Origin of the sequence: Kribbella sp. NPDC000426, assembly GCF_040300265.1 — a bacterium.
GTDB lineage: Bacteria > Actinomycetota > Actinomycetes > Propionibacteriales > Kribbellaceae > Kribbella.
Genome location: NZ_JBEPDK010000006.1, coordinates 252,306 through 263,572 on the forward strand (window position 1 = coordinate 252,306; position 11,267 = coordinate 263,572).

The 11,267-nt window shown below is 69.4% G+C and carries 11 protein-coding genes and 1 riboswitch; of the genes, 6 read left to right on the forward strand and 5 right to left on the reverse strand.

The features are described from left to right. Nucleotides 1-6 precede the first annotated feature (6 nt). Nucleotides 7-378: a nuclear transport factor 2 family protein gene (locus ABT313_RS29890; protein ID WP_350860692.1), complete on the forward strand. Its 372-nt coding sequence runs from the start codon at nucleotides 7-9 to the stop codon at nucleotides 376-378. Nucleotides 379-380: 2 nt separating this feature from the next. Next, nucleotides 381-457: riboswitch (ZMP/ZTP riboswitch) on the forward strand. A 1-nt stretch (nucleotide 458) separates the two neighbouring features. After that, entirely contained in the window at nucleotides 459-1,385 is a 927-nt protein-coding gene (locus ABT313_RS29895; protein ID WP_350861339.1) for a 5-aminoimidazole-4-carboxamide ribonucleotide transformylase, read from the forward strand. On the opposite strand, the gene ABT313_RS29900 is transcribed toward ABT313_RS29895, so the two are convergent. The 5 genes from ABT313_RS29900 to ABT313_RS29920 form a co-directional block, all read right to left on the reverse strand. Continuing rightward, nucleotides 1,375-1,908: a phosphotransferase-like protein gene (locus ABT313_RS29900; protein ID WP_350860694.1), complete on the reverse strand. Its 534-nt coding sequence runs from the start codon at nucleotides 1,906-1,908 to the stop codon at nucleotides 1,375-1,377. The two genes, ABT313_RS29895 and ABT313_RS29900, sit on opposite strands and share 11 nt — an antisense overlap. A 78-nt stretch (nucleotides 1,909-1,986) precedes the next feature. Continuing rightward, on the reverse strand, nucleotides 1,987-4,272 hold the full coding sequence (locus ABT313_RS29905) for an MMPL family transporter (RefSeq protein WP_350860696.1): 2,286 nt from the start codon (nucleotides 4,270-4,272) through the stop codon (nucleotides 1,987-1,989). A gap of 174 nt (nucleotides 4,273-4,446) precedes the next feature. Next, complete coding sequence (locus tag ABT313_RS29910) at nucleotides 4,447-4,710, reverse strand: MoaD/ThiS family protein (protein WP_350860698.1); 264 nt, start codon at nucleotides 4,708-4,710, stop codon at nucleotides 4,447-4,449. Between the two features lie 7 nt (nucleotides 4,711-4,717). Continuing rightward, nucleotides 4,718-5,812 carry a WD40/YVTN/BNR-like repeat-containing protein gene (locus tag ABT313_RS29915; RefSeq protein WP_350860700.1) on the reverse strand — a complete coding sequence of 365 codons (1,095 nt, stop codon included), beginning with the start codon at nucleotides 5,810-5,812 and terminating at the stop codon, nucleotides 4,718-4,720. Nucleotides 5,813-5,822: 10 nt separating this feature from the next. Continuing rightward, the gene (locus ABT313_RS29920; protein ID WP_350860702.1) at nucleotides 5,823-6,752 is read right to left on the reverse strand and encodes a 2-hydroxyacid dehydrogenase; all 930 of its coding nucleotides are present in this window, start codon (nucleotides 6,750-6,752) and stop codon (nucleotides 5,823-5,825) included. Between the two features lie 66 nt (nucleotides 6,753-6,818). Between ABT313_RS29920 and ABT313_RS29925 the strand changes: the two genes are divergently transcribed. Genes ABT313_RS29925 through ABT313_RS29940 form a run of 4 tightly spaced genes read left to right on the forward strand, consistent with a single transcriptional unit; the run spans nucleotide 6,819 to nucleotide 11,252 of the window. Then, complete coding sequence (locus tag ABT313_RS29925; protein ID WP_350860704.1) at nucleotides 6,819-8,198, forward strand: FAD-binding oxidoreductase; 1,380 nt, start codon at nucleotides 6,819-6,821, stop codon at nucleotides 8,196-8,198. Next, the gene (locus tag ABT313_RS29930) at nucleotides 8,195-9,481 is read left to right on the forward strand and encodes a class I SAM-dependent methyltransferase (RefSeq protein ID WP_350860706.1); all 1,287 of its coding nucleotides are present in this window, start codon (nucleotides 8,195-8,197) and stop codon (nucleotides 9,479-9,481) included. Before ABT313_RS29925 ends, ABT313_RS29930 begins: the two co-directional genes overlap by 4 nt. A gap of 55 nt (nucleotides 9,482-9,536) precedes the next feature. Continuing rightward, nucleotides 9,537-10,655: a PQQ-dependent sugar dehydrogenase gene (locus tag ABT313_RS29935; RefSeq protein ID WP_350860708.1), complete on the forward strand. Its 1,119-nt coding sequence runs from the start codon at nucleotides 9,537-9,539 to the stop codon at nucleotides 10,653-10,655. 42 nt (nucleotides 10,656-10,697) lie between these two features. Then, complete coding sequence (locus ABT313_RS29940; RefSeq protein ID WP_350860710.1) at nucleotides 10,698-11,252, forward strand: hypothetical protein; 555 nt, start codon at nucleotides 10,698-10,700, stop codon at nucleotides 11,250-11,252. Nucleotides 11,253-11,267: the final 15 nt, after the last annotated feature.

Below are 11,267 nucleotides of genomic sequence, written 5' to 3' on the forward strand. Positions count from 1 at the left end.
GAGCCAGTGGACTTACTCGAGGCCTACATCGACGGCTGGCGACGGCACGACAACGCGGCCGTGCTCGACACCCTGACCGACGACTGCGTCGTGATCGAGTGCTACGGGCCGGTCTACCGCGGTAAGCCGCGGGTCGCGCAGTGGATGGACGCCTGGTTCGGTGCGGGCGGCACCGTCGACACGTGGGAGATCACGTCGCGCGCCGCGACCGGTGAGGTGCTGGTCGCCGAGTGGCACTTCGAGTGCACGTGGAAGGGCGATCCCGGTGCGTTCGACGGTGCGACGATCGCGCGGCTCGACCGGGGGCGCATCGCATACCTGCGCGAGTACGCCACCACGGCCCCGCTGTACGACTGGACCGGCGCGTGGCGGGACTAAGCTAGCCGTACCGCGACTGGCGAGGGTGGGGTACCACCGGGGAGCGAAGAGTAAGGCGTCGTCCGCCTGGGCGCCTCCGACTGACCTCGGAGGTCCTTGTGCGTTATGGGATGAATCCACACCAGGCGGCCCGGATGGCGCCGGTCGAGCGGGCGCCGTTCACGGTGGTTGCGGGCGAGCCGTCGTACATCAATGTGCTGGATGCGCTGACCGGTTGGCAGCTGGTGCGGAAGGCGGCGGCGACGTTCGGCGTGCCGGCGGCTGCGTCGTACAAGCATGTGTCGCCGGCCGGCGCGGCGCTCGGCGGGAGCGTGGTCGAGGCTTATACGCGGGCGCGGGACGCTGATCCGAAGTCGTCGTACGGCGATTTCGTGGCGGTCTCGCATCCGGTCGACGCGGAGCTGGCGGCGGTGTTGAAACGGGTCGTGTCGGACGGGATCATCGCGCCCGGGTACGACGAGGGCGTGGTCGAGCTCCTGGCCGCGAAGAAGCGCGGGACGTACCTGGTGCTGGAAGCGGATCCTGCCTTCGAGCCGCCGGCCGAGGAGGTGCGCGAGATCTACGGCCTGCGGTTGACGCAGGAGCGGGACGCGCTGCCGTTGACGCGCGAGCTGCTGGACGACTCCGTGCCGGACGACGCGGCCCAGGACCTGCTACTGGGGATGATCGTTGCCCGGTACACCCAATCCAACACCGTCGTGATGGTGAAGGACGGGATGGCGATCGGCATCGGCGCCGGGCAGCAGTCCCGGGTGGACTGCACGCGGCTGGCCGGCGCGAAGGCGCAGCTGTGGTGGTCGCGCCGGTCGGACGAGCCGCTGACCGGTGTCTCGATGGTGTCCGACGGCGCGCTCCCCTTCACCGACAACGTCGAGGAGGCGCATCGCCACGGCGTCACCCACATCGCCGAGCCGGGCGGCTCGATCCGCTCACCCGAGGTCGCCGCCGCCTGCGCCGACCTCGGGATCACCTGGTCGGCAACCGGAGTACGCCTGTTCAGGCACTGAGCAGGTAGTCGCCTGAGGCAACAGCTTTGCGGACCGCGGCGGCCGTGGCGGCGGGATCGAGTGTCGAGGTGTCGATCGCGTGCGACTCGAGTTCGCCGAGGTCCGCGAACACCCCGTGCATACCGGTGAGCGCATCCACATCCGTCAGCTCCACCCCGCCCCGTGCCTGACCTCGCCGCAGCGTGGTGTGCAGATCCGGCCGCAGGACGACGTACGACATCCGCCAGTCCCCCGCGACCGCGCGGAACGGGGCGAGGAACCACGGGCCGATGACGCCGTCCACCACCACGTCGTACCCGCCGTCGGCGTAGGCACCCACGGCGGCGACGATCACGTCCATGACCACTTCGTTCTGGTGCTGCGCCTCGGCCAGCCAGGGTGCGACGAAGCCGGTGCGGATCGCGCGGTAGAACTCGTCGGTCGTCACATGGACCGTCGGCCGCGGCGCATCGGTCGCCACGAGCCGGGCGACGGTGGTCTTGCCGGAGCCCGGCGGGCCGGTCAGCAGGAGGACGTTGCTCATAACGCCCGACGCTAACCAAACCCACCAGCAAACTGCAGTCTTTTCTTTTCCGGCGGTGTCAGCCGGTGTCAGCCGCTGTCAGCCGGTGACGTCGATCTTCTCGCGTTCCGGCTCCGGCGGTTCTTGCGGGGCGGGCGGCGGGCCGCCCTCGAGCTGGATGTCGGGAACGATCCGGTCGAGCCAGCGCGGCAGCCACCAGGCCCGGTCGCCGAGCAGCGTCATCACCGACGGCACCAGGATCATCCGGACCACGCTGGCGTCGATCAGCACGGCGACCGCCATCCCGACGGCCAGCATCTTCACCGTCGGGTCGTCGTCCAGCACGAAGCTCAGGAAGACCACGATCATGATCGCGGCCGCGGTGGTGATCACCCGGGCCGTCGCGCCGATCCCGATCGCCACCGCGCGATGACTGTCCTTCGTCGCGATCCACGCCTCGTGCACCCGGGACAGCAGGAACACCTCGTAGTCCATCGACAATCCGAACACGATCGCGAACATCAGCATCGGCACGAACGACGGGATCGGCACGTTCTCGTCGATCCCGACCAGCGACGATCCCCAGCCCCACTGGAAGACCGCCACGATCACGCCGTACGCCGCTCCGACCGACAGCAGGTTCAGCACCGCCGCCTTCACCCCGATCAGCAGCGAGCGGAACGCGACCGTGAGCAGCAGGAACGCGAGCAGGACCACAGCCCCGATCAGCCACAGCATCCGGCTACCGACCTTCTCGGTGAAGTCGACGTACCCGGCCGTGGTGCCGACGACGTACGTCGGTTCCTGCTGGCCGGACAGCACGTCGTCGCGGATCCGGTTGACCAGGTCCTCGGTCTCCTTCGACGACGGTGAGGTGGTCGGGATGACGTTGATGACGGCCGTCGTACCCGCGCTGTTCGTGTTCGGCGGCTGGACCGCCGCCACGCCGGGAGTCTTCTGCAACGTGGCCGAGAGCCCGCTCAGCAAGGTCTGCTTGTCACCCGAGGACGGCAGCTGTACGACGACCGTCAGCGGCCCGTTGGCGCCCGGTCCGAACCCGGTGGCGACCAGGTCGTACGCCTTCCGGCTGGAGTCGCCGGCCGGGTCGGTGCCGGCGTCGAGCTGGCCGAGGTTCATCGACAGCAGCGGGATCGCGAGGATGAGGAGCACCAGGGTCGCGGCGATGCCGTACGGCCAGGGCCGGTCGCTCACCTTGCGGCCCCACCGCGCGAACGCGCTCTGCTCGTGCTTGGCGTCGCGGCGTTCGCGTTCCTCCGCGCGGTGCTCGGCGATCGCGGCGTCGTCGCCCAGCCCGGCCTCGAGCTCGCGCTCCTCGGCGAGGTGATGGCGGTCCTTGCGGTTGAGCACAGTGAACTTCGCCAGACCGAGCAGCGCCGGAATCAGCGTCAGCGCGGCCAGCACCGTCACCGCAACCACGATCGCCGACGACAGACCGAGCGCGCCGACGAACGGTACGCCGGACACGTACAACCCGAGGATCGCGATCACGACGGTGCCACCGGCAACCAAGATCGCAGCGCCCGACGTGGACTCGGCCCGGCCCGCCGACTCGACGACGCCCATGCCGTCGTCGAGCTGTTCTCGGTGCCGCGAGACCAGGAACAGGCCGTAGTCGATCGCGACGCCCAGCCCGAGCAGGGTCGCCACCGTCGGTGCCGAGACCGGGAAGTCCTTGACGGCGGCAAGCAGCCCGAGCACCGCCAGCCCGCCGCCGACGCTGAAGACCGCAGCCACCAACGGCAGCCCGGACGCGACCACCGACCGGAACATCAGGAACAGCAGCAACAGCGCGAGCGCGAGACCGATCGCCTCCGACGGGCCGTCGTTCGCCTGCTTCCCGATCTGCCCGGTGCCGCCGCCGTACTCGACCTGCAGCCCGGCCGCCCGGGCCGGCTGGACGGCCGCGTCCAGCTTGTCGACGTACGACTTGTCGAGCGAGGCCGGCACGACCGAGAACGAGACCGGCGCGTTGACGATGCTGCCGTCCTTCGAGATGTACGGCGACGGCGAACTCGCGGAGCCCTGGGAGCTCTGTGCCAGCGGATCGACGGCGGACACGACATCGGGCAGCTTGCCGACGGCCTCCATCGACGACTTGACCGCGTCGGCGTGCTCGGCGACCGTGCCGGACTTGGCGTGGAACACGATCGAGCCCGAGTAGCCGCCGGCGGTGGCGAAGTCCTTGTTCAGGATGTTCAAACCAGCGGACGATTCACTGCCCGGAACCGTGTAGTTGTTGACGTACGTGCCGCCGAACGCGGACCGCAGGACGAACAACCCCACGACCACGACCAGCCAGCCGGCGATCACGAACCAGTGGAAACGTGCCGCTCCCCGGCCGAGCCGGTCCAGAAACGCATGCATCAGGGCGCCCCCTCCCCAAGGCACCCCCCAGACGACGGCCCAGCCGCCGGCCCCATCTGGCGAATCTAGATCGAGGCTGACCGGGGTCACAACCCCTCGACACCCAGTGTCACCGCCCTGAGACCGCCTGATAACGGTGAGTTCTCAGGGCAATTCAGGGTGTTGCTTGGTGTTTCAGCCGCCGGCGACGCTCGGCAGGACGAGGAGTTCGTCGCCGTCGGTGAGCGGGGTGTCGAGACCGTCGAGGTCGCGGATGTTGTCGTCGCGGAGATAGACGTTGACGTGCCGCCGTACGCCGCCCTGCTCGTCGGTGAGCCGGCGGCGCAACGACGGGTCCAGCGCCGCGAACGCCTCGGCGACGGTCGTACCTTCGACCTCGACCCGCTCGGCGCCGCCCGCGAACGGGCGGAGCACGGTGGGCAGGCGGACGGCGATCATGACGCCGTCACCCGAAGACCGCGGCGCGCACCGTGAGTACGTCGGGAAGGTGCCGGGCGACCTCGGCCCAGCTGTCGCCGGCGTCGGCGCTCGCGTAGACGCAGCCGTCCCGCGTGCCGACGTACACGCCGGCCGGATCCGCGGTGTCGGTCGTCATCGCGTCCCGCAGCACCGGCACGTACGACACGTCCGGCAGCCCGGCCGACAACGGCTCCCAGGTCGAGCCCGCGTCGCGGGACCGGTAGACGCGGCACTTCGCCCCGGTCGGGATCCTGTTGCCGTCCGCAACCAATGGGAATACGTATACAGTCTCGGGCTCGTGCGGGTGCACCGCGATCGGGAACCCGAAGTCCGACGGCAGCCCGTCCGCGATCGACTTCCAGATCGCGCCGCCGTCGTCGGACCGGTACACGCCGTGGTGGTTCTGCGCGAACATCCGCTCTGGTACGTCGGGGTGCGCGGCGAGCTTGTGCACACACTGACCGAACTCGGGGTACCGGTCGGGCATGAACGTGGCTTGGATTCCCTGGTTGGCCGGGGACCAGGTCTTCCCGCCGTCGGCCGTCCGGTAGACACCACCGGTCGACATCGCGACGCTGACCTTGTCGGGGTCCGTCGGGTGCGGCAGGACGGTGTGCACGGCCTGGCCGCCGAATCCGGCCTCCCACTTGGTCCGGTGGGGATGGTCCCACAGCCCGCGGACGAGTTCGAACGTCACTCCCCCGTCGGTCGACCTCCACAGCGCCGACGGCTGCGAACCTGCGTACACGACGCCAGGCTGACCGGGCGGGGCCGGCTGGATCTGCCAGACCCGCTCGAGCGAGGCCTCGGTGTCGGTGGGGAATCCGATCGAGCCCTCCGGCGGCTCGACCCAGGTCGCGCCGAGGTCGTCGGAGTGGAAGACCGCCGGACCCCAGTGCTCGCTGGTGCCGCCGACGAACAGCCGCGGCCGGTCACCACGGGTGTCGATGCCCACGCCGTACACGCCTTGCATCTCGAACTCCGGGACCGGGCCGTCGAGTCGCCAGTGCGTGCGAGCAGCGTCGCTCCGGCCGATCCAGAGACCCTTCTTGGTTCCGATCAGCAGTACGGCCTCGGACATCGTGCTCCTCCTAGCGCTGCGGTCCTGCCACTACGTTGATGAGTGGTACCCCGGACGCGTAGCGCTCAAGCTGCGCACGCACGAGCCGGGCCACGCGCGGCGCGAACGCCGTCGAGGCACCGCCGCGGTGCGGATTGATCAGTACGTTCGGAGCAGACCACAGCGGATGTCCGGTGGGCAACGGCTCGGGGTCGGTGACGTCGAGGGCGGCGCTGATCCGGCGCGTGCGGAGCTCGGTCAGCAGCGCGTCCGTGTCGACGACGACACCGCGTGCGACGTTCACCAGCAGGGCGCCGTCCTTTATGCTCGCCAGGAACTTGGCATCCACCATCCGGGTCGTCTCCGGCGTGGCCGGCGTCAGCAGTACGACGACGTCGGCGCGCGGCAGCAGCTCCGGCAGCTCGTCGGTGGAGTGCACGCCGTCCCGCGGCCGTCGCGCGACCCGGATCACCTCGCACTCGAATCCGGTCAGCCGTCGCTCGAGCGCTTCGCCGATCGCGCCGTACCCGAGGATCAGCACGGTCCGGTCCGCCAGCGAGTCGTCGACCTCGTCGTACGAATCCGGCCAGATCTCCCGCTCCTGGTTGCGGACGGCCCGCGGCAGCCGCCGGTACGTCGCCAGGATCAGCCCGACCGCGAGCTCGGCCGTCGACGCGTCGTGGACGCCGCGCGCGTTACACAACGTGACGCCCTCGGCGAGCCGCGACTGGACGTGCTCGAAACCGGCGGTCTGCAGCTGCACGACCTTCAGCGCCGGCATCTCGCGGACGATGTCCAGCACGTCGCCGCCGCCCATGTAGCTCGGCACGTAGAACTCCACCTGGTCCAGCGACGCCGGCCGCTCGCCGCCCGCGTAGAAGTCCACGTCGTACCCCGCGGGCATGCCACGGAGGAAATCGCCGGGGTTCTCCCAGGGCAGCCAAGCCCGCACGTCAGCCATGTGACGAACCTACTATCCGGTGACTTTTCCGGTGCCGGAGCGGGTGCATCGTCGTACTCTGGATCGGTGCCTTCGACATCGGATCTGGCGGCGACGCTCGCCCACGATCAGGCCGTCGGGCGGCTGCGGGAGTCGTACGAACGGATTCCGCAGGGCGACCCGGTCCGGCTCGCGAAGCGCTCCTCGAACCTCTTCCGGCCGCGAACCGAGCTCGACCGGCCCGGTCTCGACGTCTCCAAACTGACCGGCGTGATCGGCGTCGACCCGGCCGCCCGGACGGCCGACGTCCAGGGCATGTGCACCTACGAGGACCTGGTCGCGGCGACCCTGCCGTACGGGCTGACGCCGATGGTCGTGCCACAGCTGAAGACGATCACACTCGGCGGCGCGGTGACCGGTCTCGGCATCGAGTCGTCGTCGTTCCGCGCCGGGCTGCCGCACGAGTCGGTGCTCGAGCTCGACATCCTCACCGGCGCCGGCGACCTCGTCACCGCGCGTCCGGACGGTGAGCACGCGGACCTGTTCCGGATGTTCCCGAACTCGTACGGCACGCTCGGGTACGCGACCCGGTTGCGGATCGAGCTCGACAAGATCTCGCCGTACGTCGCATTGCGGCACGTGCGGCTCGGCCTCGACGAGCTGGCTCCGGCGATCAACGAGATCGTTGCCTCAAGCACGTATGACGGGGAGCCGGTGCACTTCGTCGACGGAGTCGTGTTCAGCCCGACCGAGGCGTACCTGACGCTCGGCCGCAACAGTGACGCCGCGACCAGGACGAGCGACTACACCGGGCAGCAGATCTACTACCGCTCGATCCAGCAGCGGCAGCAGGACTTCCTCACCGCACACGACTACCTGTGGCGGTGGGACACCGACTGGTTCTGGTGTTCGGCGGCCTTCGGCGCGCAGCAGCCCGTCGTACGGCGGCTGTGGCCTCGCCGGTGGCGGCGCAGCGACGTGTTCCACAAGATCGTCGGCTTCGAGAACCGGCACCATGTGGCCGCGCGGCTTGCCCGGCGCCGGGGCCAGCCGGATCGTGAGCGAGTCGTCCAGGATGTGGAGATCCCGGTCGAGCGGCTGGCGGACTTCCTGCGCTGGTTCGACCTGAATGTCGGCATGCGGCCGGTCTGGCTCTGCCCGCTACGACTGCGCGGCACGTCGGACTGGCCCTTGTATCCGCTCAAGCCCGGCGAGACCTATGTGAACGTCGGCTTCTGGGGCACCGTGCCGATCGCGCCCGGCGCCGCCGACGGCGACGTCAACCGGCGGATCGAGGCGGCGGTCACCGACTTCGGCGGCCACAAGTCGCTGTACTCCGACGCCTACTACGACCGGGAGACGTTCGACCGGCTCTACAACGTGCCGGCCCTGACCGAGGTGAAGAAACGCTACGACCCGAACGCCCGGCTCACCGGGCTCTACGAGAAGGCGGTGACGCGCCGATGACGACGCTAGCGACCCAGGTATCGATCGCCGAGGCCCTCACGACGGTGATGCCGGACGGGCTCCCGTTCCGGTTCACGGCGTACGACGGCAGCGCGGCCGGCCCGGAGGACTCGGCGATCCACCTGCACCTGGCCACCGAGCGCGGGCTGTCGTACATCCTGACCGCGCCCGGCGACCTCGGCATGGTGCGCGCGTACGTGATGGGCGACCTGGAGATCACCGGCGTCCACCCCGGCAACCCGTACGAGCTGATGCGGCTGATCCTCGACAGCTTCCACTTCCAGCGGCCGTCGGCCGCAGAGGCGCTGCGGATCGTCCGCAGTCTCGGCTGGAGCCACCTGAAGCCGCCGCCTCCCCCGCCGCAGGAGCACCTGCCGAAGTGGCGGCGTACGTTCGAGGGACTGCGGCACTCGAAGGCGCGGGACAAGGCGGCGATCCACCACCACTACGACGTGTCGAACACGTTCTACGAGTGGGTGCTCGGGCCGTCGATGACGTACACATGCGCCGTCTACCCGACGCCCGACGCGACGCTGGAGGAGGCGCAGTACGAGAAGTACGACCTGGTCGCGCGGAAGCTCGACCTGAAGCCGGGCATGCGGCTGCTCGACGTCGGCTGCGGCTGGGGCGGGATGGTCCGGCACGCGGCCCGCGAGTACGGCGTACAGGCCCTCGGGGTGACGCTGTCGGCCGCGCAGGCCGAGTGGGCGGCACAGGCGATCAAGCGCGAAGGGCTCGAGGACCGCGCCGAGGTGCGGTACCTGGACTACCGCGACGTACCCGAGCGGGACTTCGACGTGATCAGCTCGATCGGGCTGACCGAGCACATCGGCGTCCGCAACTACCCGTCGTACTTCGGGTTCCTGCTCGACCGGCTGAAGCCGGGCGGCCGGCTGCTCAACCACTGCATCACCCGGCCGGACAACCACTTCCGCCACACCGGCGCGTTCATCGACCGCTACATCTTCCCCGACGGCGAACTGATCGGCTCCGGCCGCATCATCGCCGAAGCCCAGGACGCCGGCTTCGAGGTCCGCCACGAGGAGAACCTCCGCGAGCACTACGCCCTCACCCTGGCCGCCTGGAACGAGAACCTCGTCGCCCACTGGGACGAGGCCGTCGCCGAAGTCGGCCCCGCCACCGCCAAGATCTGGGGCCTCTACCTGGCTGCCAGCCGGGCCGGCTTCGAACACAACACCATCCAGCTCCACCAGGTCCTCGCCGTAAAGCCCGACGCCCGCGGCAACTCCCACTTCCCCCTCCGCCCCACCTGGGGAAGCTGAACCAAACGTTGACCTGCGGTGTAGTAAGTAGGGCAGGTCTAGCGGAGGAGACGGTGTGAGTGGTGTGAGGGTCGGGCGGCGGGGGCGGGCTGCGGTGGTGGTTGCGGCGTTGGCGTTGGCCGGCGGGTGTTCGGAGGCGACGCCGAGTAGTTCGGGATCTGCGTCGGCGCCGACCACTGCTTCGACCGTGGGCGGACCGGCTGCGGTGAAGTTGACGGTGGCTTCGACTGTGGCGACGGGGATCGAGGTGCCCTGGGGGTTGGCGTTCCTGCCGGACAAGAGTGCGCTGGTGGCGGAGCGGGACTCAGGGAAGGTCAAGCGCATCGCCGGCGGGCAGGTGTCGGATGTCGGCACGGTCGAGGACGTGAAGTCCTCGTCCGAGGGCGGGCTGCTGGGGCTGGCGGTGGATCCGGGGTACCCGGGGCAGCCGTACATCTACGCGTACTACTCGGGCAGCGACGACAACCGGATCGCGCGGATCACGTACCAGGACGGGAAGCTGTCCGACCAGCAGGTGATCCTCGAGGGGATTCCGAAGGCGGCGATCCACAACGGCGGGCGGCTGCGGTTCGGGCCGGACGGATTCCTGTACGCCGGGACCGGGGACGGCTCGGACCGGCCGAACTCGCAGGACGACAACTCGCTCGGCGGCAAGATCCTGCGGATCACCACCGATGGGAAGGCCGCGCCGGGGAACCCGGACGGGCGGGTGTGGATCACCAAGGGGCACCGGAACGTGCAGGGGCTCGCGTTCGACGGGAACCAGCTGTACGCCGCGGAGTTCGGGCAGAACACCTGGGACGAGCTGAACGCGATCACGCCCGGCTCGAACTACGGGTGGCCGGCCGCTGAGGGCATCAGCCAGCTGGACGGGATGACCGATCCGATCGCGCAGTGGCACACCGCCGACGCGTCGCCGTCGGGGATCGCGTTTGCGCAGGGACACATCTTCATGGCGTCGCTGCGCGGTCAGCGGCTGTGGGCGATACCAGTTGCCGACGGCAAGCGAGTCGGCGAGCCGCAGGCGTTCTTCACCAACAAGTACGGGCGTTTGCGTACGGTCGAGGTGGCGCCGGACGGGTCGTTGTGGGTGACGACGTCGAACACCGACGGGCGCGGCCAGCCGCACGACGGCGACGACCGCATTCTTCGCGTGACCATCAGCACGTCTTGAGCGTCAACCGTTTGAAGCCTTGGGTCGTCTGGTACTTGTGAAGTGAGCAGACGACCTGAGGAGGAGATCGGTATGCGGACCGGCCAGGGGCCCGGCGTTCCCAGCAGTGTGATCGCTGCGGTGAGCACCTACGAGGATGCTCAGCAGACAGTGGACTACCTGCGAAGTTACGGGATGGACGCAGGACGCCTGGAGGTGGTCGGCGCCGGACTCCGCCAAGCAACCAGACACAAGATCGTCCCGGTCGCACGCCTCACCGGCGTCAGCGCGCTACAGGGCGCGGCACTCGGCGTACTCGCCGCCGTCTTCGTCACCCTGGTCGCCGAGACCACCCTCAACGGCCTGGCCGTCGTCGTCTGGGGCTTCGTGTACGGCGCCATCGTCGGCACCCTCTGGGGCCTGTTCCGCGGCCTCATCCGCAACCGCCCCGACGCCGTCATCACCCAAACCCTCCCCACCACCTACGAAGTCCGCTGCCCCACAGACGAACTAGCCGTAGCCCAAACCCTCCTCGCCGACGCCACCGACGTAGAAGACGGCCGGGTAGAACGCGAAGTCGTCGCAGACGCACCCGGAGCACACAAGAACGCCGCCTAAGAACCACCCGCCCCT